Origin of the sequence: Streptomyces sp. NPDC050147 (genome assembly GCF_040660195.1) — a bacterium.
GTDB lineage: Bacteria > Actinomycetota > Actinomycetes > Streptomycetales > Streptomycetaceae > Streptomyces.
This window is the reverse complement of the sequence record NZ_JBFALJ010000002.1, coordinates 604614-630197: the sequence shown is the minus strand read 5'-3', so window position 1 is coordinate 630197 and position 25584 is coordinate 604614. Positions and strand designations below refer to the sequence as shown.

Here is a 25584-nt window from a genome sequence, read left to right as displayed (position 1 = left end):
AAAGGATCCAATATACGCCAGGAAAAGCCCCGGACGTCAATTCGTCCGGGGCTTTTCTCTTTCTGTCGGCGTACCGCGTGGGTCAGAGCACCTCGGCCTCCGCCAGCTCGGCGAGCAGCTTGCGCTTGGGGCGCGCGCCCACCATGGACTTCACCGGCTCACCGTCCCGGAAGACCAGGAGGGACGGCACGGAGAGAATCCCGTACGCGATCGCCGTCCGCGGATTGTGGTCCACGTCCAGCTGCACGATCTTCAGCCGGTCCTCCTCCTCCCGCGAGATCTCGCTGAGCACCGGCGCGAGCTGCCGGCACGGGCCGCACCACTGCGCCCCGAACTCCACCAGCACGGGCAGCCCCGCCTTGAGCACCTCCCGCTCGAAGTCCGCGTCCGTCACTTCGGCCACGCCGTCCGCCTTGACCATCCCCATGCTTACGTTCCCTCTCCCTCAGCCCGTCAGCTCGCACTGCGGGTCCGGACCCCCCGAAACCGCCGCCTCGGCGCGCAACAGCTGCGCACCCACCTGTTCACGCACCGCGCTCAACTCGCTTATCACCGCCTCGAGTTCACCGAGCTTGCGGCGGTACACGTCGAGTGAGGCGGGGCAGGAGTCGCCCGCCGGATGCCCCGAGCGCAGGCACTCCACGAACGGCCGCGTCTCCTCCAGATCGAACCCGAAGTCCTGCAGGGTCCTGATCTGCTCCAGGAGACGCACGTCGTCCTCGTCATAGGTGCGGTAGCCGTTGCTCCCGCGACGGGCGGGCAGCAGCCCCCGTGACTCGTAGTACCGAAGCGTCCGCGTGGTGGTGCCGGCCCGCTCCGCAAGTTCGCCGATGCGCATGCGTACGACGGTAATCCTTGACGCAGGCGTCAAGGCCAGCGCGCCGGGCTGCCTCTTTCAGCGGGCTTTCGGCGGCTGGTGCAGGCCGAAGGCCGAGCCCTGATCGTCCTTGCACAGCCGGAAACGGCCGAAGGCGGCGTCCGACTCCTCGCTCTCGCCGCCGAGGGGCGCCTCGACCGTGCCGCCCAGTCCGACGACCTTGGCCAGGGCCGTCTCCAGGTCGTCGACCTGGAAGAAGAGGTAGGGCACGGCGCCCGCGTCACCGCCGTGCATGCCACCGGACACACCCGGAGTCCCGATCACGTACCCCTGCCCGGAAGGACCCGGCACGAAGGACCAGCCGAGCAGCTCCCCGTAGAACGCCCGTCCCCGCTCCGGGTCCTCGACACCGATCTCGAAGAAGCTCGGTTCACCAGTCATCGCACGGCTCCTGCTCTGTGACGGCGGTCACTTTCACCGTACGCCGCGAAGTGCTCAGCCCGCTTGGCGTACGGCCTCGATCGTGGCCGTCCAGCCGTCCGCGCCATGCCCCGCGGCGATGGCCCGGTCCAGGACGGCCTTGATGCCGTTCAGGGCCTCCACGTCCAGACCCCGGTGGGCGGAGGCGTGGATGATGTGGTCGACATTGACGGCCTCCGTGGCGAGCGGGGCCTGCTCGCCCGGATAGTCGCCGGAGTCGACCTCGACCGCCGTCGACTCGATGGCCTCCGGGAAGATGGAGAGCAGGGCGCTCAGGTAGGGCGCGAGCTCCGCGCCCTTCACGCCGTCCGCCCCGGCCAGCGCGAACGCGTGCACGAGGCCGGACATGCTGGTCCAGAAGAAGTCGAGCAGGGCGTTGTCATAGACGGCCGCGAGGCCGTGATCCTCACCGAGGTACACGGTGTTGCCGCCGAGCACCTTGAGCGTGTCCTCATGCCGCTCGTAGACGGACCTCGGACCGCTGTGGAAAAGCAGCGCGTCGGGGGTACCGATCACGGTCACCGGCACCAGGATGGCGCCGTCCAGGTAGTCGATGCCCTGCTCGGCGGCCCAGGCGGCGGCCTCGCGCGACCGCTCCGGGGTGTCGGATGTGAGGTTGACCAGGACACGCCCCGACAGTTCGGAGGCGATCGGGCCGAGCACGGCCCGCGAGGCGTCGTAGTCGTAGAGGCAGACGACCACCAGTTCCGAGGCGCCGACCGCCTCGGCCGCGGTGCCGGTGCGCGTGGCCCCTCTGGCGACCAGGCCGTCGCCCTTGCCCGGCGTACGGTTCCACACGGTGGTGGGGTGTCCGGCCGCGAGGAAGGCACCGGCGAGGGCCTGGCCCATCGCGCCGAGGCCGAGGACGGTTACGGAGGTCTGGGACTTCTGATCAGTGATGTCGGTCATGACGACCATGCTTGGCGAGCGCCCGCACGCCCACAAGTACCGACTAATTAGTCAGGTACTTACGAAAAGGTAAGCAGCCAGAGGGACTTGAGACTCCCCGCGCCGCCCTGCGGTCACCCCTGGATCAGCCGAAGTCGAGATCCCCGTACGCCCTCTTCACTTCGCAGAAGCCCTGAACGCCGGCCATCAGCACCACCCCGTCCCACAGCCGCCCCGCCGCCTCACCCTTCGGCGCGGGCGAGACGACCGGGCCGAAGACGGCCCCGGCCCCCGGGACGGAGAGCACCGGCGTCCCGACGTCGGGGCCGACCAGCGCGATGCCCCGCTCGTGCGACGACCGCACGGCGGCGTCGTACTCCCGCGTCCAGGCCACGGCGGCGAGCTCTGTGGGCAGTCCCGCGTCGACGAGCGCCCGCTCGGCTCCGTCCCACTCGCCCCGCTCGTGCAGCCGCACCCCGAGCGCGTCGAGATACCTGCCCAGCGCCTCGTTCCCGTACCGCCCGGACACGGCAGCGCAGACCCTGCCGGGCCCCCGCATGTAGTCGCCCCACTGGCCCTCGGGGTCCTCCGGGTCGACGTCGAGGTCTTCGTTGAGCACCGAAAGGCTCATCACCCGCCACCGCACGGTGACGCCCCGCACCCGCTCGACCTCGCGGATCCACCGGGAGGTCAGCCATGTGTACGGGCACACGGGATCGAACCAGAAGTCGACGTTCGACTGCGACGCGCTCATCCAACCACCGTACGTCCAACTCCTCGCCCCCTTCGGAAAGTTGAAGGACCAAAGCCATTGACGCCCGCCATGTATGCAACTACAAAAACTCGAAGAACCCCCTGAGAGCGCTCTCACCACCAAGCACACTCCCCCCACGGAGGTGTTCCATGAGCACCATTCGCACCACTCACACCATTCGCACCACCCGCATCGGTCGCTTCACCCACTCCCCCCGCACCGGCCCCCTCCTGGCCGGACTGGCGGCCGTCGGCCTGCTCGGCGCCCTGATGATGCCCGGCACGGCACGCGGCGACGTCCCGCCCCCGGCCCCCGGCTGGTCGCTGGAGTGGAGCGACGACTTCAACGGCGCGGCGGGTTCCGCGCCCTCCGCCGACAACTGGCAGGTCGACCTCGGCCACAACTACCCGGGCGGGCCGCCGAATTGGGGCACGGGTGAGATCCAGTCGTACACGGACTCACCCGACAACCTCGCCCTGGACGGAAACGGCAGCCTCCACATCACCCCGCGCAGAGACGGCGCGGGCAACTGGACATCGGCCCGCATCGAGACGAAACGCAGCGACTTCAAGGCGCCGGAGGGCGGCACGCTCGCCATCGAGGGCCGCATCCAGATGCCGAACGTCACCGGGGAGAGCGCGCTCGGCTACTGGCCCGCCTTCTGGGCCCTCGGCGCGCCCTACCGCGGCAACTACCAGAACTGGCCGTCGATAGGCGAGTTCGACGTCATGGAGAACGTGAACGGCATCAACTCGGTCTGGGGCGTGCTGCACTGCGGCGTGAACCCGGGCGGCGACTGCAACGAGACCCAGGGCTTGGGCGCCAACCGCCCTTGCCCAGGCTCAACTTGCCAATCGTCGTTCCACACGTACCGCTTCGAATGGGACCGCTCGACGACCCCGAACCAGCTCCGTTGGTACGTGGACGGGGAGCAGTTCCACACCCTCTCCCAGGACCGCTTCTCCGCCACGACATGGTCGAACATGACGGACCACGCGGGCTACTTCATTCTCCTCAACGTCGCGATGGGCGGCGCCTTCCCCGACGGCGTCGCGGGCAGGGCGACTCCGGTCGCCCAGACGGAGCCGGGGAAGGCGATGGCGGTGGACTACGTGGCGGTATGGACGAAGCGGCCGTGACTCCGCACGCAGGTCAGCCGAGCTTCAGCACACCGATGGCCTGATCGGCCATCCCCTTCTCGCCGATGGCGTTCGGGTGCACCGGGATGAAGTTCGTGCCGAAGAGCATGGGCTCGATCCAACGGGTGCCCTTCGGCTTGCAGGCGTCGTGCCCCTCCGAGGCGGCGGCCATGTCGACGAACGTGGCACCCGTCTCGGAGGCGGCGCGCTGCACGGCCCGGTTCAAGTGGGCCTGCAAATCACGCAGATAAGGCACGTCACCGGACGCGATCGGCATCTTGGCGAAGCAGGTGGGGTCGGCCTTGGCCGGGATGATCCAGGGGTAACCGAGGATGCCGACGCGGGCGTCAGGGGCCTTGTCCTTGATCGCCCGCAAAGCAGCCTTCAGGGCCGGATACGTACTGGCGTCGATCTCCTTGGTGAACTTGTCCCCGTTGGCGTCCTTGCAGGGGCTGCCCTTGCCGCCGGAGATGACGCCCGCGGAGCCGCAGGCGGTGATCGCGCCGATGAAGGTGTTGTTGTCGTTGCCGCCGATGGTCAGCGTCACGACATCGGTGTCGGCGTCGACGGCGTCGAGCTGCGGGGCGACGCCCGGGTACTGCGACGCGGCGAAGTCCTTGGTCTGGGCCCCGCCACAGGTCACGTCGGTGAGCTCGGCGCCGGTGCGCTGGGCCACGACGTGCGGGTAGTTGGCCGTCGATCGCGCGCAGAGGAGCGGCGCGGCCGGGTCGAGGGGGAGGATGCCGGATCCGGCACTGAAGCTGTCGCCGAGGGCGACGTAGTCGAGCGTGTCCCCACCGGTCGCCTGGGCGGGCGCGGCCAGGCCGATGGAGGCGGCGGCGGCAAGGGCGGCTGCCAGGCTCAGGGAGCGTGTACGGGTGCGGGTCGCCATCTGGAGTCTCCTTTGAATCCGATGGGGGGTCAGCCCCGGAGATGAGCGAGCAGGCCGCAGGCGCCAACAGCCGTACTGTGTAAGGAATTTGAGCAGGCGTCAGCGGCTTTTGGCGGGTGTCAGTGGTGGTACAACGCTGAAGTTACTGGCAGGTTTGAATAACAGTCAACAGTTTGCGCACGCGTCCGCCTGGATGGCGGAATCCTCATCGAACACACGGCGCAACAGCCCGCAGAATCGCTCACCGGCCTCCGGCCACGAGCCGCCCATCGGCCCACTTTGCAGAAAAGTCCCATGCCCGCAGGCCCTGAGGGCGCGTTCAGTGGGACTTTCCAGCACTCCGGACAGCGGGGCCCACCCACTTCGGCAAAGCCGCGTCCTGGCAGGCGGGGCGCCCTCGACGTCGCCTCCGCAAGATCCGGTCGACGGACGCTTGACGAGACCGGCACCCCTCCCCGAAGCGACCGCGCGCCCGCCACCCCTCGGGGCGCCCTGCGACGAGCCAGTCCGCACCCGACAGTGGAGCCGGGTGAGTAGCCGGCAGTGGTCGAGAGTCCCGCCCCCTGGCCGTCCGGTCGTCTTCCCTCGCGCGGTGGAGGGACGGGTGTCAAGGGTGGAGCGCAGCGCAATCGGCGCAGCCGACGCGACGCAGGAGCGCCCTTGACACCCGTCCCGGAACCGCCAACCTCGCGACAACCGGACGGCCCCGGCACCGAGCGAAGCCGCCGGGACAGCGAAGCCCCCAGCGGCCCACCTCAACCCCCTCGAACCCCCGTATCAGCGGCCCCCATCCACGTACTCAGACTCACGCTCAGCCCAACCCCCTTCGCTCACCGCCCCCGAACCAGCAACCACCTCAGTCACCTCAGTCACCTCAGTCTCCCCAGCCACCTCAGCCACTCCGGCCCCCTTACGTCCCCCATCCCCCTTACGTCCCACCCCCGGCAACAACACAGCAACCACAACACTCCCCACCCCCAGAATCACCGCGCCGACCAGACTGGTGTGCGCCACCGCGTCAGAGAACGCCGAGCCCACCGCATCCGCCATCTGGTGCGCGCCCCCGGCCAGTTCCTGGGCCTGCGCCTTCAGTTGCGCCGCCTCCTGGGGTGACGACGCCCCCGCCGCCTTCTCCGAGAGCGCGCGTGCCTGCTCGGCGATGCCCTGCGCCACGCCGTTGCCCGCGCCCACGGAGTCCTGGGCGGTGTCGAGCGCGGAGGCGGGAAGCTTGCTGCCCGACGTCTCATCGGCCAGCCTCGACGAGTACGAACCCGCGAGGACCGAGCCGAGGACCGCGATCCCGAGCGATCCGCCGAGCTCGAGCGAGGTGTCGTTCACCGCGCCGCCCACACCGAGCTCCGACTCGGGGAACGCGCCCATGATGGCGTCCGTGCACGGCGAGACCGCGAAGCCGAGGGACAGGCCGAGGATGACCAGCGGTGCCACGAAGTCCGCGTACGTGGAGCCCGCCTCGATCTGCGTGAGCAGGGCGAGCGCGACCGTGCCGCCGACCATGCCCGCCACCACCATGATCTTGCCGCCGATGCGCGGCGCGAGGATTCCGGTGACCGCCGAGCCCACGAACACCGCGCCCGCCAGCGGCAGCATGCGGATGCCGGTCTCCAGGGGGTCGTAGTCGAGGACGAACTGGAGGTGCTGGGTCAGGTAGTAGAAGGCGCCGAACACCGCGAGGAAGAAGAGCGCCACGGCCAGGTTCGAGCCCGCGAAGCCGCGCTGCGTGAACTTGCGTACGTCCAGGACCGGGCGCGGGTGCTTCAGCTCCCAGACGACGAAGGCGATCAGGCCGACGCCCGCCACCACCGCCGCCGAGATCGCGCGCACGCCCCACCCGAAGTGCGGGCCATCGATGATCATGAAGATCAGGGAGCCGACCCAGACGACCGAGAGCAGTCCGCCCACGTAGTCGATCCGGCCGTGCTGGGCCGCCTTCGACGGCGGCACGAGGACGAACGTGCCGACGATCGCGAGCACCGCCACCGGGATGTTGATCAGGAACGTCGAGTGCCAGCCGTTGTCACGGAGCAGCGCCCCCGCGATCAGGGGGCCCGCGGCGATCGCGATGCCGGACGTGGCCGCCCAGATGGTGATCGCCTTGGCCCGTTCCGCACGCGGGAAGGTCGCCGCGAGCAGCGAAAGCGTGGCGGGCATGATCAGCGCCGCGCCCACGCCCATCACCGCGCGGACCACGATGACGGCCGTCGAGCTGTCGACCACGGAGCCCGCGGCGGCGCCGACGGACATGATCAGCAGGCCGAGCACCAGCGCGCCCCGGCGGCTGTACTTGTCGCCGATCGCGCCGAGCAGCAGCATCAGCGCGGCGTACGGGACGGTGTAGGCGTCGATGACCCACTGCAGGTCGGAGCTGGACAGGCCGAGGTCCATGGTCATGTCGGGCGCGGCAACCGTCAGCGCGGTGTTCGCCATCACCGCGATCAGCAGGCTCAGACACAGAACGCCCAGGGCCCACCAGCGGCGGGCGTACGGACGGTCCATCCGTTCGACCGGTTCCTTGATCAGCAGAGGCATTGGTTCCACCCATCCGTCCGTTTTCCGCACAGACCTTGCACACGTCTGTGCAACTACACACAAGTGTGCAAGATACCCGACGTTGCACAGCAATGTGCAAGTTGGGTGATGTGATCGCCGGAGTGATAGGGGCGGCGCCGCCGAGTGGGCAGAATGGGGCCATGAACCCCCGCCCAGCGAGCAGCGTCAGAGCCGACGCCAACCGCCGCCGCATCCTTGACGTCGCCGTCGCCGAGCTGCTGCGCGACGCCGACGCGTCCATGGACCAGATCGCGCGCGCGGCGGGAGTCGTACGACGGACGGTGTACGGGCACTTCCCCAGCCGTGACGCGCTGATCGAAGCGATCGTGGAGCGGGCCATCGCGGCCGTGGAGACCGCGCACGCGGCGGGCCGCGCGGGCGTCGAGGACCCCGCGGAGGCGGTGGCGAGCTCATTGCTCGCCGTGTGGGAAGTCGCCGACCGCTACCGCCTGCTGCTCTCCCTGGCCGAGCGCAGCATGACGATGGGCGCCATCCGTGAACGGCTCGGCCGCGTCCACGAGGAGGGCCTGGAGACGTTCCAGCGCGGCCTGGACGACGGCACGTTCGTGTCGCCGCTGCCGACACGGGCGCTCGGCTACGTGCTCGAAGGGATCCTGTTCGCCGTGATGGAGGCGGTCAACGACGGTGTCGTACCGGCGGAAAAGGCGGGCAGGTCCACCGCGATCACGTTTCTGACCGCGGCGGGCCTGCCCGCCTCACAAGCCACCGAGCTGGTGACGAGGGTCGCCGACAGGAGAGCGGCGGCGACCTCCGACGGCTAAGCCGTCAGGGACTTCTTCTCGGTGCCGCCCGGCTGCGACGGGACGGCGTCCACCGTCTCGTCGTCGGCGTCCGCGGGCTCGTCCTCCCCCACGCCGTCGTCGAGCAGCGTCTTCTCGTCGAACGGCAGCCGCCCGGCGAGGACGTCGTCGACCCGCTGCCGGTCGACCTCCTTGGTCCACGTACCGATCAGGAGCGTGGCCACCGCGTTGCCCGCGAAGTTGGTCAGGGCGCGGGCCTCGCTCATGAAGCGGTCGACGCCGATGATCAGGCCGACGCCGTCCACCAGGGCCGGCTTGTGCGACTGCAGGCCGCTGGCCAGGACCGCGATGCCGGACCCCGAGACACCCGCGGCGCCCTTGGACGCGATCATCATGAACAGCAGCAGGGAGATCTGCTCACCGAGACCGAGCGGCTGGTCCATCGCCTCGGCGATGAAGAGCGACGACATGGTCAGGTAGATCATCGTGCCGTCGAGGTTGAACGAGTAGCCCGTCGGGACGGTGATGCCGACGACCGGGCGGCTGACGCCCAGGTGCTCCATCTTCGCGATGAGCCGGGGCAGCGCGGACTCGGAGGACGAGGTGGACAGGATCAGCAGGAACTCGCGGCCCAGGTACTTCAGGAGCTTGAAGAGGTTGACCCCGGTCACCAGGCGCAGCAGCGTGCCGAGCACGATGAGGATGAACAGCGCGCAGGTGACGTAGAACCCGATCATGATCGTGGCCAGCGCCTTCAGGGCGTCCGTGCCCGTCTCGCCGACCACCGCCGCCATCGCGCCGAACGCGCCGACCGGAGCGGCCCACATGATCATGCCGAGAACCCGGAAGACCAGCCGCTGGATGTGTCCGATGCCGCGCAGGATCGGCTCCCCGGAGCGGCCCATGGCCTGCAGGGCGAAGCCCACGAGCAGCGCCACGAGCAGCGTCTGAAGGACCTCGCCCTCGGTGAAGGCGGAGACGAGCGTCTTGGGGATGATGCCGAGCGCGAAGTCGACGAGCCCCTTGTCCGCCTCTTCGGCCGCGTCGTGACCCGCGCCCTTCTCGGAGTCGGAGATGTCCATGCCCGAGCCCGGGTGCAGGATGTTGCCGACGAGCAGGCCGATGGCGAGCGCGACGACCGACATCGCGACGAAGTAGCCGAGCGCGAGGCCACCGACCTTGCCGACCTTGGCGGCCTTGCGGACCGAACCGACGCCGAGCACGATCGTGCAGAAGATGATCGGCGAGATCATCATCTTGATCAGGTTCACGAAGCCGGCCCCGACCGGCTTGAGCTCCTTGGCGAAGTCGGGAACGAGCAGGCCGACACCGATACCGAGAACCACGGCGATGATGACGGCTATGTACAGGTAGTGGGTACGGTCCCGTTTGGCTGCGGGAGCCTTGGCCACCTGGCTGTCGGTGGTGTCGGCCACGAGGGCCCTCCTTGAACGACTACGTCGGCGTTTTCGGCCAGTGCGTGCGGCTCACGTCCTGGTTCGGCCCGTGCGTGCCTCTCGTGCGGCTCACGTCCTGGGCAGGCGAATCTCGGGTGACTATCTCTCGCCCTGTGAGGGCGGTCACCCTTACGTTCATTTAGTTCGCACTTACTCGGCGAGGCAGACTGGCACCATGCCCCTCGCCCGTCCGCACCGGCCGCGCAGCCTCGCCGGACAGCTCTTCGCGATGCAGATCGTGCTGGTCACCGTCGTGGTGGCCGGATGTGCGCTCTTCACGTTCCTGAGCGACCGGCAGCAGGCCGAGGAGGGCGCGCGCCGCCAGGCCACGGCCGCGGCGCGCGCGGTCGCGGACTCCCCTTCGGTACGTGAGGCCGCGCGCGGCGAGGACCCGACGAGGACCCTCCAGCCGTACGCCACCGACGTGCGCCTGCACACCGGCGTCGACTTCGTCACGATCATGGACCCGGACGGCATCCGCTGGACGCACCCCGACGAGGAGCAGATCGGCGAGCGCTTCCTCGGCCACCGGGCGAAAGCGCTGCGGGGCAAGACCTTCACCGAGACGTACACGGGGACGCTCGGCCCCTCGGTGCGCGTGGTCACCCCGATCCTGGCCGACGACGGCAGCGACCGGATCACCGGCCTGGTCAGCGCGGGCATCACCATCGAGGAGATCAGCCAGAAGGCGCGCGGCCAGTTGCTCGCCCTGCTCGGCGTCGCGGCCGGCGCGCTCGTGCTCGGCGGACTCGGTACGTACGTCATCAACGCCCGCCTGCGCCGCCACACCCACGGCATGAACGCCGCCGAGCTGAGCCGCATGCACGACTATCACGAGGCCGCGCTGCACGCGGTGCGCGAGGGGCTCCTGATGCTGGACGGGCAGCGCCGCATCGCCCTCATCAACGACGGGGGGCGCGAGCTGCTCGGTGTGTCGGGCGACCTGGTCGGCCACAACGTCGCCGAACTCGGCCTGCCCGCGCCGCTGACGGGCGCGCTGCTGGCGGCCGAGCCGCGGGTCGACGAGCTGCACCTCACGTCGGACCGGGTGGTCGTCGTGAACACCTCACCCGTGTCGAGCGGCGAGCGACGTGGCACGGTGGTGACGTTGCGCGACCACACCGAACTCCAGGCCCTGACCGGAGAGTTGGACTCGGAGCGCGGCTTCACGCGGGCGCTGCGCTCGCAGGCCCACGAGGCGGCCAACCGCCTCCACACGGTGGTCTCCCTCATCGAGCTTGGCCGGGCCGACGAGGCGGTCGACTTCGCCACGGCCGAGCTGGAGCTGGCGCAGACGCTGACGGACCAGGTGGTCGCGGCCGTCAGCGAGCCGGTGCTCGCGGCCCTGCTCCTGGGCAAGGCGGCCCAGGCCAACGAACACGGCGTGGAGCTCGTCGTCTCTCCCGACAGCAGCATCGACGACGGGATGCTGCCCGCGGGCCTGCCCGCGCGCGACCTGGTGACGGTTCTCGGCAACCTGATCGACAACGCGGTGGACGCGGCCCAGGGTTCGCCCGCGGCCCGCGTCACGGTGACGGCACGCGCGGACGAGGCGGGACTCACGCTGCGGGTGTCCGACACGGGCCCCGGAGTGGACCCGGCCCACACCGAGGCGGTCTTCAGGCGCGGCTGGTCGACGAAGGCCACGGCGGGGCGCGGCCTGGGCCTCGCCCTGGTCCACCAGACGGTGACGAAGCACGAGGGGACGCTCAGGGTGCGCGAGGCTCCTGGGGGCGGCGCCGAGTTCGAGGTCCTCCTCCGGACGGCGGCCGCTGCCCTCGTGCCCGCGATGCCGGGTGCCGATGGACCGGGCGCCGATGAAGAGGCGTCCGGTCAGCCGGGCGCGGCAGACGGAGGCACCACGTGACGACAGAGCCCATCCGCGTCCTGGTCGTGGAGGACGACCCCGTGGCCGCCGACGCCCACGTCCTCTACGTGAACCGCATCCCCGGCTTCCACGCCGTGGGCAAGGCGCACAGCGCGGCCGAGGCGAAACGCGCCCTGGACCGCACCGAGGTGGACCTCCTCCTCCTGGACCTGCACCTCCCCGACGGTCACGGCCTCCAGCTGGCCCGCACCCTGCGCGCCGCCGGCCACCGCACGGACGTCATCGCCGTCACATCGGCCCGCGATCTGGCGGTCGTACGCGAGGGCGTCTCCCTCGGCGTGGTCCAGTACGTGCTGAAACCCTTCACCTTCGCCACCCTCCGCGACCGCCTCACCCGCTACGCCGAGTTCCGCACCGCCGCGGGCGAGGCCACCGGTCAGGACGAGGTGGACCGCGCCCTGGCCACCCTGCGCGCGCCCAGCCCGGCCGCCCTGCCGAAAGGGCTCAGCGGCCCCACCCTGGAGAGGGTGACCCGCACGCTGCGCGACGCGCCCCCCGAGGGCGTCACCGCCGCGGCCGCCGCCGAGACCGTCGGGATCTCCCGCATCACCGCGCGCCGCTACCTGGAGCACCTGGTCACCACGGGCCGCGCCGCCCGCACCCCGCAGTACGGCCACGTCGGCCGCCCGGAGTACGCGTACCGCTGGCTGACGTCGAACACCTGACGCCCCAACACCCCGTCCGTGTAAGCCGTTCACCACCTCGCCCAGCCCCCGCAAGGACCTGGGGCCGCCCGCAATAACAACGTTGTCACGTTGATGACAAGGGGCGACGCACGGGCATTGACCTTGCTCCGAACCCGCCCTTACGTTCACCGGGCAGCCTCGCGCTGCGCCCAGCGTGGTAACCCGGCCGTGTCGGCCAGTAGGAGGTCGTGCCCGTGCGTCCCACCACCCCTCTGCTCCTCGCCACCGCCCTGGTCGCCGCCGGCACCCTCACCGCGTGCGGCGGGGACTCCGGCGACGACCCGGACACCGTGAAGGTCTCCTTCAAACAGTCCACGGACAACCAGGTCAAGGTCATGGACACCTTCCTTGCGGACATCAAGAAGCAGTTCGAGAAGGAGAACCCCGGCAAGAAGGTGAAGCTGGTGCCGATCAAGGCGCCGGACTCCGAGTACTACACCAAGCTGCAGCAGATGATGCGCTCCCCGAAGACCGCGCCCGACCTGGTCTACGAGGACACCTTCCTCATCAACTCGGACATCACCAGCGGCTATCTGAAGCCGCTCGACCCGTACCTGGACAAGTGGAAGGACTGGGACCAGTTCATCGACACGTCCAAGTCGGCGGCGAAGGCGGCGGACGGGAAGACCTACGGCGTACCGGACGGCACCGACACCCGCGGCCTCTGGTTCAGCAAGGGCATCTTCAAGAAGGCCGGGCTGCCGGCCGACTGGCAGCCGAAGTCATGGGACGACATCCTCGAGACGGCGCGGACCATCAAGAAGAAAGTCCCCGGCGTCACCCCCCTGAACGTCTACACGGGCAAGCCCGCGGGCGAGGCGGCCACCATGCAGGGCATGGAGATGCTCCTGTACGGCACGGGCGAGGACCCGATGTACGACCCGAAGTCGAAGAAGTGGGTCACGGGAAGCCAGGGTTTCAAGGACTCCCTGGAGTTCGTCGAGACGGTCTACAAGGAGAAGCTCGGCCCTGACGTCTCCGACGCCCTCGACCCGAACTTCGCCACCCGGGTGCGCGGCGAACTGCTCCCCGAGGACAAGCTCGGCATCAACCTCGACGGCTCCTGGCTGCCGCAGGACTGGGGCAAGGGCGCGGGGCACGAGTGGCCCGAGTGGTCGAAGAAGCTGGGCCTGGCTCATATGCCGACCCAGAACGGCGAGGCTCCGGGCAAGGTGAGCATGTCCGGCGGCTGGACGTGGGCGATCCCGTCCAAGGCGTCCAACCCCGACCTGGCGTTCAAGTTCATCGAGCAGATGCAGACCAAGGCCAACGCCCAGAAGTGGTACGTGGCCAACTCGGGCATCGCGGTCCGCAAGGACGTCGCCGCCGACCCGGCCTACCTCAAGGCGCAGCCCGGCCTGAAGTTCTTCACCGACCTGGTGCCCGCGACGCACTACCGCCCGGCGTACCCGGCGTACCCGAAGGTCTCCACCGCGGTGCAGGAGGCCATGGAGAAGGTCACGACGGGTGACGCTTCCGTGACCGAGGCGGCGAGCGGATACGACGACGAGGTCAAGGCGGCGACGGACGGCGAGGTCATCGAGAAGTAGCCGCGGGTCCGCGATCCGGCAAGCAAGCAAGGGAAGTGAGACCCCCGAGGTGACCACCGCACCCCCCGCCGGCCCCGGCGACATCGCGAAGACCGCGCCGGGGCCGGGCGCCCCGCGCCCCCTGTCCCGCCGCAAGTCGACGGGCCGGGCCCTGACCCGCGCGCTGCCGGTCTCACCCGCAGTGATCCTCCTGCTCCTGTTCCTGGCGGGGCCGATCGGCTACTGCGCGTACATCGCCTTCACCGACCTCCAGCTCACCGGCCAGGCGGAGTCGAGCTTCGTCGGGTTCGACAACTTCCGTAAGGCCTTCGGGGACGAGGCGTTCCTCAACGCGGTCTGGCTGACGCTCGTCTTCACGGTCGTGTCGTCCCTGATCGGCCAGAACACCATCGGCCTCGCGCTCGCGTCCTTGATGCAGCGGGCGTCCAAGCCGGTCCGCACGGTCACCGGCGCGATCGTGATCACGGCGTGGGTGCTGCCGGAGGTGGTGGCGGCCTTCCTCCTGTACGCGTTCTTCCGCCGCGAAGGCACCCTCAACGCGGTCCTCGACTTCCTCCATCTCCCGTCCCAGAACTGGATGTACACGCTGCCGATCCTGGCGGTGTCGTTCGCCAACGTGTGGCGCGGGACGGCGTTCTCGATGCTGGTCTACTCGGCGGCCCTGAACGAGATCCCCAAGGAGATCACCGAGGCGGCCGAGGTGGACGGCGCGGGCGGCTGGCGCCGCATGTGGCACATCACGCTCCCGATGATCCGCCGCTCCATCGGCACGAACCTGATGCTGAACACCCTGCAGACCCTCTCCGTCTTCGGTCTGATCTGGGTGATGACGCGTGGCGGCCCGGGAAACCGCTCCCAGACCCTCCCCCTGTTCATGTACGAACAGGCCTTCCAGAAGAGCATGATCGGTTACGGCACGGCGGTGGCGCTTCTGCTCCTGGTCGTCGGCTCACTCTTCTCCCTCGTCTACATGCGCCTGCTCCGCACGGAGGTCTGAGTGTCCGCCAACACCGTCAAGCCGCCCGCCAGGACGCTGACTTCACGCCGTACGACGCGACGCCTGGCGGCGGACGCGGGCCTGCTCGTGGTGGCGGCGGCGTTCGTCCTACCGCTGGCCTGGGTGATCCTGTCCTCGCTCGACACCGACGCCGACCTCAAGGTGAAGGTTCCCGACGGCATCACCCTGGACAACTACGACGCGGTCCTGACCCCCGAGATCACCTTCACGCCCCTCCTCAACAGCCTGCTGCTGTGCGGCGGAGGCACACTCCTCACGGTGGTCTGCGCAGCCCTCGCCGCGTACCCCCTCTCCCGCTTCAAGTCCCGCCTCAATCGCCCCTTCATGCTGACGATCCTCTTCGCGACGAGCCTGCCGATCACGGCGATCATGGTTCCGGTGTACGCGCTGTTCGTCCAGGTCGACCTGATCGACACGATGCAGGGCACCATCTTCTTCTTCGCGGCGTCCCAACTCCCGTTCGCCATCTGGCTGATGAAGAACTTCATGGACGGAGTGCCGAAGGAGCTGGAGGAGGCGGCGTGGACGGACGGCGCGTCGCCGTTCCAGTCCCTGCTGCGCATCGTGCTCCCCCTCATGGGCCCGGGCGTCGCGGTGGTGACGGTCTTCTCCTTCGTCATGATGTGGGGCAACTTCTTCGTCCCGTTCATGCTGCTCCTGACCCCGGAACAAATGCCCGCGTCGGTGAGCATCAACGACTTCTTCGGCAACAAGGGAACGGTGGTCTACGGCCAGCTGGCGGCGTTCTCGATCATCTACTCGACCCCGGTGATTCTGCTGTACGTGCTGGTCTCGCGGCGGTTGGGCGGAGGATTCGCACTGGGGGGTGCGGTGAAGGGGTGACCGGCCCCGCTCCGGGTCTCGCACAGGCCGCCCGGCCCGCTGGTTAGGATCACCGGGTCCAAGGGAGGGCGCATGCGGGGGCGTTTGCTGAACGGCCGGTACGAGTTGCTGGAGCGGCTCGGTGCGGGTGGCATGGGAGAGGTCTGGCGGGCCCGCGACCGGAGCCTCGGCCGTGAGGTCGCGGTCAAGCTCTTCGCGCCGTCGGACTCGGCCGGTGCGGACGAGCTGGAGCAGCTCCTGGCCCGCTTCCGGCAGGAGGCCCGCGCCGCGGCCTCGCTGGACAGCCCGTACATCGTCGCCGTGCACGACCACGGCACGGACGACGGCACGGACGACGGCACCTCGCTCCCGACCCCGTACCTGGTGATGGCCCTGGTGCGGGGACGCTCGCTCGACCAAGTGCTGCGTGAGAGCGTCCGGGTGCCGGTCGCGGACGCGCTGCGCTGGGCGGGGGACATCTGCCGCGCCCTGGACGCCGCGCACGCGGCGGGCGTCGTACACCGCGACATCAAGCCCGGCAACGTCATGATCGAGCGGGACGGCACCGCGAAGGTCGTCGACTTCGGCATCGCGACGTTCATGGAGCGCGCGGCGGACGACTCCCGCCTCACGCAGACCGGGCAGTTGCCGTTCGGCAGCGTGCCGTACCTGGCGCCGGAGCGATTTCGCCAGGAGCCGGGCGACGGCCGCACCGACCTCTACGCACTCGGCTGCGTCGTCTACGAACTCCTGGTCGGCAGACCCCCGTTCACGGGGACGGCGGCCGGCGTCATGTACCACCACGTCAACGATGCCCCGCTGCGGCCCTCGCGGGCGCGGGCGGAGGTGACGGCGCCGGTCGAACGCCTCGTACTCGACCTCCTGGCCAAGGACCCCGCGGACCGTCCGGCGGACGCGGCGACGACGCTGGAGCGGATTTTGGATGCGGCGCGGGGGGTTGCGCCGACGGCGGAGGGGGCGGGGTCTGACTCCCCGTCGTACGGGGCGACGGCGCCGGGCGGAGGGGCCGGCGGGGGCAGACGCCTCGGACCGGACGGACGAGACCGACCCGCCGGATCCGTGGTGCGAGACCCGACCGGCGACGCCGTCCCCGCCGATGCGGACTCCTCCTCCACCATCGAGGACGCCCGCCCCCAGGCCGTCCGCAAGGTCCCCGCCGTCCCGGCCGCACCCGCACCCCGGCGCCGCTCGCGCAAGCGCCTGCTTCTTCCCGCCGCCCTGGTACTCGCGGTCAGCATCCCGACAGGCCTCGGCATACGTACCCTCGCCGCACCCGACACCGAGTCGGCGTCCGCGTCCGGCGCCAAGGATGCCCCGGACGTCCACACGATCGGCGTCGCCCACAGCTACACCCACGTCGGCGCGGAGGACTTGGCCGACGAGTACGCGAAGTCGGAGTACAGACAGTTCACGACGCAGCAGAAGCGCACCGTCGAGTCGGCCTTCGCCGAGACTCTCGGCGCCGAGAGCGGCAGCCGCTTCCGTCTCGTACCGGTGTCCGCCGACCCGGACACCCCCACGCGCAAGCTGCTCGCCAAGCACCCGGACATGCTCGCCGTCATCGGTGACACGGTCGACTTCTCCTGGGTGCACGACACGGACGAGGCGTTCCTGCCGGAGATCAGCACGTGCCACGAAGCCGCCCACGCCTCAGGCGCGTTCGCGATCCCGGCCGACGAGGCGAGGCAGGGCGAGGCGATCGCCGAGTACCTCCTGACGCGGACCAAGGCGCGACGGGTGCTCGTGGCGGAGGACAAGACCTGGGCGGACCGCGAGGACGGCATCGGCACCGCGCTGCGCGGGGCCGGGGTGAAGGCCGAGGCACTGGACGTCAGGCCGGACGAGGTGAAGACGTCACAGATCCCGGCACTGGTCGACAGGGCACGGGCGGACGCGGTCGTGGTGCCCACCGGATCGGACGTCACCGTCTGGGCCAAGAAGCTCAGGAGCGACGGCTTCACCGGCCCCCTCCTCACCCAGAGCGATCCCGAGGGCGTCTGCGAGGACTCGCAAGAGCGGGCGACGGCGGAGAAGAGGGACAAGGAGATCCCCGTCGGCGTCCTGCGCACCCGCAACTACTCGGGCGAGCCCGACGACAACCTCCCCGCGCGCGGAAACCAGGAGCTGTACGACGGCGCCCTGGCCCTGGCCACAGCACTCGGGAAGCTCCCCGCGACCGGCTCGCCCACATCACTCCGGCACTCCCTGGACCGCGAGATCCAGAACGTCTCCGTGAACGGCGTCCTCGACGAGGTCTCCTTCGAGAAGCGCCGCTCAGCGCGGGAGCGGCCGGTGTGGTTCGACCGCCGGGGCAGCGGCACCTGGTCCGAGATCGGCAAGGTGGACAAGAAGTACCGGCCGACGAAGCGGTAGGGGGCCGGGGGCCGCTAGGACTCGACGGCGGCCCGAAGCCGCGCGCCGAGGTCGGCCATCTCCCCCGGCTGCATGTCCAGCACACCGTTCTCGGTCATCAGGACGTGGAACTGCTGCTCCTCGTAGGGGACTCCGGGCGGCAGGGCGGCGATGTGCCAGTGGAGGTGACTGTTCCCTTCCTGACTTCCGAGGGAGTAGAGGTAGGTCCGCTCGGCATCGAGAACTCTCTCCAGGGCGAGGGCGACCTTCCTCACGACGAGCATGATGTGCGTGTACGCCACCTCGTCCAGATCGCGAACGGCGTGCTCGACGTGGGCTTTCGGCGCGACGAGAACCTTGCCGGGGAGAGTGGGATACCGATCGAGAAAGGCGACGTGGGCGTCGTCCTCGTACACGGCGTCATGCGCGAAACCGGGCTCTCCAGCAAGAAACGCACAAATAAAACAGGGCCCGCTGCGGGCCCGCTCCATATAGGCCTCAAGATCCATGGCTTTGCGCTGCATGTCCACGAGCCCACACCCCTACTTCTGCCCTGCCTTCAGGCGGACCTCTACATCTACCTCACCAACTACTCCCGGGAGTCCTGGTCGGGCAACACCCACGCGCCCGACGGAAGACCGCCGCGCGATCCCTGGAATCGAAGGGCTGCCCGGATTCACCGGGATGAGCCGCTCACGCCCCATTCATCGCCAGATTTCTCTCTGGTGCCACGGATCAGCTCGCACTAGCGTGCTTAGCTCGCGCCGACTCTCACCCTCATCAGGAGCACTCAGTGAACCGCCCTCTCCGTCTCGCGACGGTCGCCCTCACCGCTTCCGCGGCTTTGCTGCTTTCTTCCTGCGGCAGCGGGGACGACGAGTCCAAGGACAATGACAAGATCGCTGGAGCGGACAAGGCGGGCGAGGAGAGGTCGGCTTCGCCCAGCGCATCGGACCCTGCGGGTGCGGCGCGCCCTAAGGTCGAACTGCCTTCCGACGTCAAGCTGTTCTTCAAGCCGGAGCAGACCGGCGACGCGGCCAAGGACGCGATCCTCCGTGACAACTCGGACTTCATCCGCGCGCTCAACGCGGCGATCGTGGCCGGTGATCCGCGACTCCCGGCGCTGGAGTTCTTCACCGAGGGCGAGGCGGCGGCGTCATCGCAGAGCTGGGTGAAGGCGTTCAAGAACGCGGGCTGGACGGTCACAGGGACGGTGAAGTACTTCAACCGCCAGGTGACCGTGAAGTCCAAGACAGCCGCGTCACTCACGTACTGCGGCGACGAGAGCAAGGGCTACAGCAAGGTCATCAAGACCGGTCAGGTCAAGCGCACCAAGGTGACCAAGAGGAGCTACATCCTGTACGGCGCTCAGGTCGAGAAGAACCAAGAGGGGGTCTGGGAACTCGTGAAGATCACATCCACCCGGGGTGCTGCGGTATGCCAGCCATGAGCCGACCACGCCGGATCCTCACGGTCACAGCCCTGGCAGCCATGGCATGGACCCTTGCGCCGCCTGCCGCCCTTGCCGACCAGACGCCACCAGGGGGCGGCGGGCTTGGGGGCGGCAACGGCTCCGACAGCGACGCCTCCGGCAACGCGGACGGAGATCAGCTGTCCGCCACCGCGTCCGGCATCGTCTACGACCGCTCCAAGAACGGCACCGGCGCCAAGACCGGCGCGGTGACCCCGGCCACGAACTGGACCCCGCCCGCCTGCTGGTACGCCCCCAAGTACACACCCGCCCAGTTCAAGAAGTACGTCGAGCCGATCTGGCAGGCCGAGTCGACGGGGCACCAGTGGGACTTGGAGCAGAAGAAGCGGTACGTGGACGGCGAGCCCTACAAGGACTTCAACCAGGACAAGGCCGGCGAGGGCTACTGGTGGACGTCCTTCTCCAACGACAGCTACCCGCCCGGCTGGGACGCCTGCAAGAAGCCCTTCTTCTGGGTCGACAAGGGCGATCCACCCCCGGCGGACATCCCCGAGGCCATCACCCCCGAGATCCTCGCGAAGCTCGCGTACGCCGAAGTCCGCGTACCCGGCACCGAGGTGACCCTCGCCCCGGAGGGCCCGACCAAGGTCAACCTGCCGACCTGGGCCTGGCTGGACGGCGCGGAGTTCAAGCCGGTGTCGGTGACGGCTTCCGTCCCCGACATCGGCATCGAGGCGACCACGACCGCCGAACCCGTCTCCCTCAAGATCGACCCGGGCACCAAGGACGCCGAGACCTACCCCGCCTCCGGCGTCTGCCCGATCAACGACGGCAAGATCGGCGAGCCGTACGCCAAGGGCAAGGCCGATCAGGACCCGCCCTGCGGCGTGAAGTACCTCCGCTCGTCCGGCGACGGCTCGTACCCGCTCAAGGCGACGGTCACGTGGGAGATCCATTGGACCGGCACGGGGGTCGATAATCCCGAAAAGCTCCCTGACGGGGAGTTCGGCGCGGATCAGGAGGTCGTGGTCGAGGAGATCCAGTCGATCAACCGGTAGCCGAGGCACGACATGACCCAGCAATCCGACCTGGGCTCCGGCTCATCGGGGCTCAGGGCAGCGGAAGAGAGCGAAAACCTCATCACGTCCGCCCCGAGTCGCATGCCGGAGTGGGACATCCCCGAAGACGCCCTCGGCCGTGCGGTCTTCGGTCCGCTCGGCGGGATCGTGGAGATCGGGGCGGTCGCCGCGACGGAGACATGGTCGCCGCAAGAGGCGTCTGTGGACGAGCTCGGGTCGACGCGGCGGGACGACGTTGCGCGGCTCCTCGAAGTGATCAAGGAGGTCGGCGACTTCGGAGGCCCGGTCATGGAGATCTTCGATGAGCTCGGCTATCTGCGCGCGCACCCCGTGAGCGCACCGGCGATGCTGATGTGGTCCTCCGTCTACGAGGACGTGTCACCCCGACTCGGAGAGCCCGACACGGTGCGGCGGATGAGCCGCGTGGGCGCGGACCTGCAACTGACGCGGTTCCTTCAGGCGCTGGTCAACGCGGCGATCGCGCGCGGGCCCGGCGTCGCGCGTGGTGCCGCACTGATCGCCGAGGCGTTGCGGATCGCGGTGGGTCTTGTCGGTGGGGCGCTGGACGAGGGGCCCGACAGCGCGCGCGGAGCCATGACCGTCTACCGGATGTGGCGCGTGGCCTTCCTCGCCGATCTGCTGCTCCCCGACTCGCCGGCACGTCCCGATGCCCGGGCGCTCTTCCGGGAGTACGCGCATGCCCTGGACGCCCTGCTGGGTGCGCCCAGCCGCCCGTAGCTTCGCACCAATCCGCAACCTCGTATGAACGCACCGTAGTCGCCAGCCCTCCGCACCCATACCGTGTGCCCGTGCAATCGAGCCAGCCCAATCAGCCGACGCCCCCGTTCAACTTCCCCGCCGCCCGGCGCCTGCGTGAGGCTCTGGGGATGGCCCACGGGCATGTCGCCTATGGGATGCAGGTGAGTTATGGGCTCCCGTACATCACCCCGGAGACCATCGCCGCCTGGGAGCGCGGGCTCGCCGCGCCCACCTCCGCCGAGCTCACCGCCCTGGCCGGGACCCTGTGGTGCTCCCCCGGTGAGCTCATGGGCGCCGCCACCACCCTGCGCGAGCACCGGCTCGCCCGCGGGCTCGCGCCCGAGGATGTGGCGCGGGGGGCCGGCGTCGAGATCCACGCCTATCTGCACATGGAGGAGACCAACGCCTGGCGCGGCAACGAGCGGCAGTCCGCCGCCCTCGCCGAGGTGCTGCAACTGCCCCTGCCCGACTTCATCAACGTCATCGGGCGCGCCGACGACCTCGCCGACCTGCTGCGCAGGGCCGTGACCACCCGCTGGCAGGGGTACGTGCGGCCCGTCAGCAAGATGCTGCCCGTGCGGAAGCGGCATCTCGAGGATGTGTTGCAGCAGCTGCATGCCGACTATCAGTCGCGCATGGTGCGGACGCTCAGCTGGGGCGGCGGCGACGGGGCCGACGCGTCGGGGAGCGCCGGGCAGGACTATCTGGACAAGATCCTTGAGCACTTCTGGACTCAGGTGCGGGGGACGGGGGCCGGGGTCTGACCACCCCCGGTGAGCGGACCGACCCCTAGGCCCGGCAAGTAAACCGACCCCTAGAAGACCGACTCCGCCTCGTCCATCCGGTCCTTCGGCACCGTCTTCAGCTCGGTGACAGCCTCCGCCAGCGGCACCATCGTGATGTCCGTACCCCGCAGGGCCGTCATCCGCCCGTAGTCACCGCGGTGCGCCGCCTCCACCGCGTGCCAGCCGAAGCGGGTCGCGAGGACGCGGTCGTACGCCGTCGGAGTGCCGCCGCGCTGGACGTGGCCGAGGATGACCGGCTTGGCCTCCTTGCCGAGGCGGGTCTCCAGCTCGTACGCGAGCGCCGTGCCGATGCCCTGGAAGCGCTCGTGGCCGAACTGGTCGATCGCGCCCACGCCGTAGTTCATGGTGCCCTCCAGGGGGTGCGCACCCTCGGCCACGCAGATCACCGCGAACTTCTTGCCGCGCGAGAACCGCTCCTCGATCAAGGTGACCAGGTCGGCGGGGTCGAAGGGGCGCTCGGGGAGGCAGATGCCGTGGGCACCGCCGGCCATGCCGGACTCCAGGGCGATCCAGCCCGCGTGCCGGCCCATGACCTCGACCACCATGACGCGCTGGTGGGACTCGGCCGTCGTCTTGAGGCGGTCCATCGCCTCCGTCGCCACACCCACCGCCGTGTCGAAGCCGAAGGTGCGGTCCGTGGAGGAGATGTCGTTGTCGATCGTCTTCGGGACCCCCACCACCGGCAGGCCCGCGTCCGACAGCATCTTCGCTGCCGTGAGCGTGCCCTCGCCGCCGATCGGGATCAGCGCGTCGAAGCCGATCTCCTTGGCGAGCGCGCGCGCGTCCTCGCAGGCGGCCCGGAAGCGGTCGCGCTCCAGGCGCGAGGAGCCGAGAATCGTTCCGCCACGGGCCAGGATGCCGCTGACCTCGTTGAGACCGAGGGAGCGGTAGCGGCCGTCGAGCAGGCCCGCGTAACCGTCCTCGAAGCCGATGACCTCGTCGCCGTACTGCGTGACGGCTCGGTGCACGACCGACCGGATCACTGCGTTGAGGCCGGGGCAGTCGCCGCCTGCGGTGAGAATTCCGATGCGCATCGTGCTGTGTCTCCTGCTCGCTGTTGATGCTTGTGAGCCGGTCTGATTGTTCCATGACCGCGAACCCGGTGCCGCTCACACACGGAGCGCCCCGTCCACGGCTGCCCCGCCCGATCCTGGGGAGAAGGCCCTTGAGCCCGCTTCACGAGGCCTTTCGTCCGGCGGGCGACCTAGCCAGCCGCAGAGGTATTGTCAACAGGGCACGGCAACCATATCGGGTCATTTGTCCGACCCTGACGGAAGTCGCCCGGTCTCGCCGGGCGGCCAGGGAAAACCGCAGCGATGAAGGGGAGAGCACGCGTGACGCGCAGCGTGTACGTGACCGGGATCGACCGGGGCGACGGCCGCCAGGTCATCGAGCTGGGGGTCATGGAACTCCTGACCCGCCAGGTCGACCGGGTGGGGGTCTTCCGGCCGCTGGTCCACGACGGGCCCGACCGTCTCTTCGACCTCCTCCGCGCCCGCTACCGGCTCGCGCAGGACGCGGCGTCCGGGTACGGCATGGACTACCACGAGGCCACCGCGATCCAGGCCGAGCAGGGCACCGACGAGCTGGTCTCCCGGCTCGTCGACCGTTTCCACCGAGTGGCGCGGGACTACGAGATCGTCCTCGTGCTCGGCACGGACTTCGCCGACACCCAGCTCCCGGACGAGCTGTCCCTCAACGCCCGCCTCGCCAACGAGTTCGGCGCCTCGGTGATACCCGTCGTCGGCGGCAAGAAGCAGACCGCCGAGTCCGTCCGCGCCGAGACGCGCAACGCCTACCGCGCGTACGAGAGCCTGGGCTGCGACGTCCTCGCGATGGTCACCAACCGGGTGGCGCCCGCCGACCGCGACGAGATCCACGAGGGCCTCGCGGGCACCCTCCCCGTGCCCACCTACGTCCTCCCGGACGAGCCCGCACTCGCCGCCCCCACGGTCGCCCAGATCACCCACGCGCTCGGTGGCCGCGTCGTGCTCGGCGACGACGCGGGGCTCGCCCGTGACGCGCTCGACTTCGTCTTCGGCGGCGCGATGCTGCCGAACTTCCTGAACGCCCTGACCCCGGGCTGCCTCGTGGTCACCCCGGGCGACCGCGCCGACCTCGTCGTGGGCTCGCTCGCCGCGCACAGCGCCGGTACGCCGCCCATCGCGGGCGTCCTGCTCACCCTCAACGAGCAGCCCGGCGAGGCGATCCTGAAGCTCGCCGACCGCCTCGCGCCCGGCACCCCGGTCATCGCGGTCTCCGGCGGCTCCTTCCCCACCGCGGGCGAACTCTTCGCCTTGGAGGGGAAGTTGAACGCCGCCACGCCCCGCAAGGCGGAGACCGCCCTCGGGCTCTTCGAGCGGTACGTCGACACGGCCGGGCTGCTCAGCCGCGTACAGGCCCCCAGCAGCGACCGCGTCACGCCGATGATGTTCGAGCACAAGCTCCTGGAGCAGGCGCGTTCCGACAAGCGCCGCGTCGTGCTGCCCGAGGGCACCGAGGAGCGCGTCCTGCGCGCCGCCGACGTGCTGCTTCGCCGCGGCGTCTGCGACCTGACGCTGCTCGGCCCGGTCGAGCAGATCCGCAAGAAGGCCGCGGACCTCGGCGTCGATCTCGCCGATTCGCAGCTCATCGACCCGCAGACCTCCGAGCTGCGGGACGCTTTCGCCGCCAAGTACGCCGAGCTGCGCGCCCACAAGGGCGTCACCGTCGAGCTCGCGTACGACGTCGTCGCGGACGTGAACTACTTCGGCACCCTGATGGTGCAGGAAGGATTCGCCGACGGCATGGTGTCGGGTTCCGTGCACTCCACGGCCGCCACCATCCGGCCCGCCTTCGAGATCATCAAGACGAAGCCCGACGCCTCGATCGTCAGCTCGGTCTTCTTCATGTGCCTCGCCGACAAGGTGCTCGTCTACGGCGACTGCGCGGTGAATCCGGACCCGAACGCCGAGCAGCTCGCCGACATCGCCGTCCAGGCGGCGGCCACCGCCGAGCAGTTCGGCGTGGAGCCGCGGATCGCGATGCTCTCGTACTCGACGGGTACGTCCGGCTCGGGCGCCGACGTCGACAAGGTGCGCGAGGCGACGGAGCTGGTGCGGGAGAGCCGGAGCGACCTGAAGATCGAGGGGCCGATCCAGTACGACGCCGCCGTGGAGCCCTCGGTCGCGGCGACGAAGCTGCCGGACTCGGAGGTCGCGGGGCAGGCCAGCGTGCTGATCTTCCCGGACCTGAACACCGGCAACAACACGTACAAGGCCGTCCAGCGCTCGGCGGGCGCCATCGCCGTCGGCCCGGTCCTCCAGGGCCTGCGCAAGCCGGTCAACGATTTGTCCCGCGGCGCTCTCGTCCAAGACATCGTCAATACGGTCGCGATCACCGCGATCCAGGCGCAGGGCTCCGCCGGCACATAAGC

At 69.6% G+C, this 25584-nt stretch carries 22 protein-coding genes and 1 pseudogene; 13 read left to right on the top strand and 10 right to left on the bottom strand.

Going from position 1 to position 25584, the window contains the following annotated elements; translation table 11 throughout:
* Nucleotides 1-82: 82 nt before the first annotated feature.
* From trxA to AB0I94_RS06525, 5 genes are all read right to left on the bottom strand, one after another.
* Nucleotides 83-421, bottom strand: a complete 339-nt coding sequence (gene trxA, locus AB0I94_RS06545; protein ID WP_363308323.1) for a thioredoxin — start codon at nucleotides 419-421, stop codon at nucleotides 83-85.
* 24 nt (nucleotides 422-445) lie between these two features.
* Nucleotides 446-838, bottom strand: coding sequence for a MerR family transcriptional regulator (locus AB0I94_RS06540; protein WP_363308277.1), 393 nt, complete (start codon nucleotides 836-838; stop codon nucleotides 446-448).
* Nucleotides 839-895: 57 nt separating this feature from the next.
* Complete coding sequence (locus tag AB0I94_RS06535; protein WP_363308276.1) at nucleotides 896-1258, bottom strand: VOC family protein; 363 nt, start codon at nucleotides 1256-1258, stop codon at nucleotides 896-898.
* Nucleotides 1259-1312: 54 nt separating this feature from the next.
* Nucleotides 1313-2206 (bottom strand): NAD(P)-binding domain-containing protein, encoded by an 894-nt coding sequence (locus AB0I94_RS06530; RefSeq protein ID WP_363308275.1) that lies wholly within the window; start codon nucleotides 2204-2206, stop codon nucleotides 1313-1315.
* A 124-nt stretch (nucleotides 2207-2330) separates the two neighbouring features.
* On the bottom strand, nucleotides 2331-2939 hold the full coding sequence (locus AB0I94_RS06525) for a disulfide bond formation protein DsbA (RefSeq protein ID WP_363308274.1): 609 nt from the start codon (nucleotides 2937-2939) through the stop codon (nucleotides 2331-2333).
* Nucleotides 2940-3208: 269 nt separating this feature from the next.
* Between AB0I94_RS06525 and AB0I94_RS06520 the strand changes: the two are divergent.
* Nucleotides 3209-4069, top strand: a pseudogene (locus AB0I94_RS06520) (glycoside hydrolase family 16 protein); the annotation flags it as partial.
* A 22-nt stretch (nucleotides 4070-4091) separates the two neighbouring features.
* On the opposite strand, the gene AB0I94_RS06515 reads toward AB0I94_RS06520, so the two are convergent.
* Both AB0I94_RS06515 and AB0I94_RS06510 read right to left on the bottom strand, forming a co-directional pair.
* Nucleotides 4092-4970 (bottom strand): SGNH/GDSL hydrolase family protein, encoded by an 879-nt coding sequence (locus tag AB0I94_RS06515; protein ID WP_363308273.1) that lies wholly within the window; start codon nucleotides 4968-4970, stop codon nucleotides 4092-4094.
* Between the two features lie 777 nt (nucleotides 4971-5747).
* Nucleotides 5748-7517 carry an MFS transporter gene (locus AB0I94_RS06510; RefSeq protein ID WP_363308272.1) on the bottom strand — a complete coding sequence of 590 codons (1770 nt, stop codon included), beginning with the start codon at nucleotides 7515-7517 and terminating at the stop codon, nucleotides 5748-5750.
* Between the two features lie 161 nt (nucleotides 7518-7678).
* Here AB0I94_RS06510 and AB0I94_RS06505 point away from each other — a divergent pair, with 161 nt between their 5' ends.
* Nucleotides 7679-8320 (top strand): TetR/AcrR family transcriptional regulator, encoded by a 642-nt coding sequence (locus tag AB0I94_RS06505; RefSeq protein WP_363308271.1) that lies wholly within the window; start codon nucleotides 7679-7681, stop codon nucleotides 8318-8320.
* On the opposite strand, the gene AB0I94_RS06500 is transcribed toward AB0I94_RS06505, so the two are convergent.
* On the bottom strand, nucleotides 8317-9735 hold the full coding sequence (locus tag AB0I94_RS06500) for a cation:dicarboxylase symporter family transporter (protein WP_363308270.1): 1419 nt from the start codon (nucleotides 9733-9735) through the stop codon (nucleotides 8317-8319). The genes AB0I94_RS06505 and AB0I94_RS06500 overlap by 4 nt on opposite strands.
* 196 nt (nucleotides 9736-9931) lie before the next feature.
* Here AB0I94_RS06500 and AB0I94_RS06495 point away from each other — a divergent pair, with 196 nt between their 5' ends.
* From AB0I94_RS06495 to AB0I94_RS06470, 6 genes are all read left to right on the top strand, one after another.
* Complete coding sequence (locus AB0I94_RS06495; RefSeq protein WP_363308269.1) at nucleotides 9932-11623, top strand: sensor histidine kinase; 1692 nt, start codon at nucleotides 9932-9934, stop codon at nucleotides 11621-11623.
* Complete coding sequence (locus AB0I94_RS06490; RefSeq protein WP_363308268.1) at nucleotides 11620-12309, top strand: response regulator; 690 nt, start codon at nucleotides 11620-11622, stop codon at nucleotides 12307-12309. Before AB0I94_RS06495 ends, AB0I94_RS06490 begins: the two co-directional genes overlap by 4 nt.
* Before the next feature lie 209 nt (nucleotides 12310-12518).
* Nucleotides 12519-13880 (top strand): extracellular solute-binding protein, encoded by a 1362-nt coding sequence (locus tag AB0I94_RS06485; RefSeq protein WP_363308267.1) that lies wholly within the window; start codon nucleotides 12519-12521, stop codon nucleotides 13878-13880.
* 121 nt (nucleotides 13881-14001) lie between these two features.
* On the top strand, nucleotides 14002-14877 hold the full coding sequence (locus AB0I94_RS06480) for a sugar ABC transporter permease (protein ID WP_363308322.1): 876 nt from the start codon (nucleotides 14002-14004) through the stop codon (nucleotides 14875-14877).
* Nucleotides 14878-15741 carry a carbohydrate ABC transporter permease gene (locus tag AB0I94_RS06475; protein WP_363308266.1) on the top strand — a complete coding sequence of 288 codons (864 nt, stop codon included), beginning with the start codon at nucleotides 14878-14880 and terminating at the stop codon, nucleotides 15739-15741.
* A gap of 72 nt (nucleotides 15742-15813) precedes the next feature.
* On the top strand, nucleotides 15814-18114 hold the full coding sequence (locus tag AB0I94_RS06470; protein WP_363308265.1) for a bifunctional serine/threonine-protein kinase/ABC transporter substrate-binding protein: 2301 nt from the start codon (nucleotides 15814-15816) through the stop codon (nucleotides 18112-18114).
* A gap of 14 nt (nucleotides 18115-18128) precedes the next feature.
* Here AB0I94_RS06470 and AB0I94_RS06465 read toward each other — a convergent pair whose 3' ends face one another.
* Nucleotides 18129-18617, bottom strand: coding sequence for an HIT family protein (locus AB0I94_RS06465; protein WP_363308264.1), 489 nt, complete (start codon nucleotides 18615-18617; stop codon nucleotides 18129-18131).
* A 269-nt stretch (nucleotides 18618-18886) separates the two neighbouring features.
* Here AB0I94_RS06465 and AB0I94_RS06460 point away from each other — a divergent pair, with 269 nt between their 5' ends.
* From AB0I94_RS06460 to AB0I94_RS06445, 4 genes are all read left to right on the top strand, one after another.
* Nucleotides 18887-19543 carry a hypothetical protein gene (locus tag AB0I94_RS06460; RefSeq protein WP_363308263.1) on the top strand — a complete coding sequence of 219 codons (657 nt, stop codon included), beginning with the start codon at nucleotides 18887-18889 and terminating at the stop codon, nucleotides 19541-19543.
* 41 nt (nucleotides 19544-19584) lie between these two features.
* Nucleotides 19585-20583 (top strand): hypothetical protein, encoded by a 999-nt coding sequence (locus AB0I94_RS06455; protein ID WP_363308262.1) that lies wholly within the window; start codon nucleotides 19585-19587, stop codon nucleotides 20581-20583.
* Nucleotides 20584-20595: 12 nt separating this feature from the next.
* Nucleotides 20596-21342: a hypothetical protein gene (locus AB0I94_RS06450; protein ID WP_363308261.1), complete on the top strand. Its 747-nt coding sequence runs from the start codon at nucleotides 20596-20598 to the stop codon at nucleotides 21340-21342.
* A 71-nt stretch (nucleotides 21343-21413) separates the two neighbouring features.
* Nucleotides 21414-22127, top strand: coding sequence for a helix-turn-helix transcriptional regulator (locus AB0I94_RS06445; RefSeq protein ID WP_363308260.1), 714 nt, complete (start codon nucleotides 21414-21416; stop codon nucleotides 22125-22127).
* A 50-nt stretch (nucleotides 22128-22177) separates the two neighbouring features.
* On the opposite strand, the gene AB0I94_RS06440 is transcribed toward AB0I94_RS06445, so the two are convergent.
* Nucleotides 22178-23203, bottom strand: a complete 1026-nt coding sequence (locus AB0I94_RS06440) for an ATP-dependent 6-phosphofructokinase (protein WP_363308259.1) — start codon at nucleotides 23201-23203, stop codon at nucleotides 22178-22180.
* 300 nt (nucleotides 23204-23503) lie between these two features.
* Here AB0I94_RS06440 and pta point away from each other — a divergent pair, with 300 nt between their 5' ends.
* Nucleotides 23504-25582, top strand: coding sequence for a phosphate acetyltransferase (gene pta, locus AB0I94_RS06435; protein ID WP_363308258.1), 2079 nt, complete (start codon nucleotides 23504-23506; stop codon nucleotides 25580-25582).
* Nucleotides 25583-25584 lie beyond the last annotated feature (2 nt).

Excerpts from the sequence above, each read along its gene's own strand:
- trxA (WP_363308323.1), bottom strand. The coding sequence starts at position 421 with ATGGTCAAGGCGGACGGCGTGGCCGAAGTGACGGACGCGGACTTCGAG.
- AB0I94_RS06540 (WP_363308277.1), bottom strand. The coding sequence starts at position 838 with ATGCGCATCGGCGAACTTGCGGAGCGGGCCGGCACCACCACGCGGACG.
- AB0I94_RS06535 (WP_363308276.1), bottom strand. The coding sequence starts at position 1,258 with ATGACTGGTGAACCGAGCTTCTTCGAGATCGGTGTCGAGGACCCGGAG.
- AB0I94_RS06530 (WP_363308275.1), bottom strand. The coding sequence starts at position 2,206 with ATGACCGACATCACTGATCAGAAGTCCCAGACCTCCGTAACCGTCCTC.
- AB0I94_RS06525 (WP_363308274.1), bottom strand. The coding sequence starts at position 2,939 with ATGAGCGCGTCGCAGTCGAACGTCGACTTCTGGTTCGATCCCGTGTGC.
- AB0I94_RS06515 (WP_363308273.1), bottom strand. The coding sequence starts at position 4,970 with ATGGCGACCCGCACCCGTACACGCTCCCTGAGCCTGGCAGCCGCCCTT.
- AB0I94_RS06510 (WP_363308272.1), bottom strand. The coding sequence starts at position 7,517 with ATGCCTCTGCTGATCAAGGAACCGGTCGAACGGATGGACCGTCCGTAC.
- AB0I94_RS06505 (WP_363308271.1), top strand. The coding sequence starts at position 7,679 with ATGAACCCCCGCCCAGCGAGCAGCGTCAGAGCCGACGCCAACCGCCGC.
- AB0I94_RS06495 (WP_363308269.1), top strand. The coding sequence starts at position 9,932 with ATGCCCCTCGCCCGTCCGCACCGGCCGCGCAGCCTCGCCGGACAGCTC.
- AB0I94_RS06470 (WP_363308265.1), top strand. The coding sequence starts at position 15,814 with ATGCGGGGGCGTTTGCTGAACGGCCGGTACGAGTTGCTGGAGCGGCTC.
- AB0I94_RS06465 (WP_363308264.1), bottom strand. The coding sequence starts at position 18,617 with ATGCAGCGCAAAGCCATGGATCTTGAGGCCTATATGGAGCGGGCCCGC.
- AB0I94_RS06455 (WP_363308262.1), top strand. The coding sequence starts at position 19,585 with ATGGCATGGACCCTTGCGCCGCCTGCCGCCCTTGCCGACCAGACGCCA.
- AB0I94_RS06450 (WP_363308261.1), top strand. The coding sequence starts at position 20,596 with ATGACCCAGCAATCCGACCTGGGCTCCGGCTCATCGGGGCTCAGGGCA.
- AB0I94_RS06440 (WP_363308259.1), bottom strand. The coding sequence starts at position 23,203 with ATGCGCATCGGAATTCTCACCGCAGGCGGCGACTGCCCCGGCCTCAAC.